The 510-nt window shown below is 67.6% G+C and carries 1 pseudogene; it reads right to left on the reverse strand.

The features are described from left to right. Positions 1 to 510, reverse strand: a pseudogene (locus HGO92_RS23205) (recombinase XerD); the annotation flags it as partial.

Raw genomic sequence — 510 nt, forward strand, 5'->3', positions numbered from 1 at the left:
TCAGGCTGGCGTATCTGGCCCAGTTTTCTCCGGCTGAATCGGCGTGTTTGAAGGCCACTTGGTAGCTGTAGCCGAGTGCGTCCGCGACTAGTGGCGGCGGCATCTGGGTGACGAGGTCGTCGAGCGAGCGGTTGCGGGCTCCTGTGAGCTGGATACCGAGCGAGCCGAGCCGGTGTGTGATGGTGTTCGGGTGCAGGTGGTGGCCGGCGTGGGTGCCGGGGAAGAGCCATGGGCTCTCGCTGACGCCGGTGCGGAGGTTGGGCCGGGTCTTGAGGTGGTCCAGAAGCAGTTTGGCGAACGGCGCCGGGACTGGAACGGGACGGCCCCCGAAGTTTATAGCGGCCTGGCCTGTCGCCGGGTCGATACCGATCGCGTCGGTGCGCAGCGCTGCGACCCGTACGAGGGGCTGGGCGTAGAGCAGGAGCAGGATCCCTGCGACCCGGTAGGGAAGGGATTCGCTGCTGCCGCTGAGGAGTTCCCGGAGCCACGCCAGCCGCTGGTCCTGGGCGA

This window comes from Crystallibacter degradans, assembly GCF_012952295.1.
Taxonomy (GTDB): Bacteria; Actinomycetota; Actinomycetes; order Actinomycetales; family Micrococcaceae; genus Crystallibacter; species Crystallibacter degradans.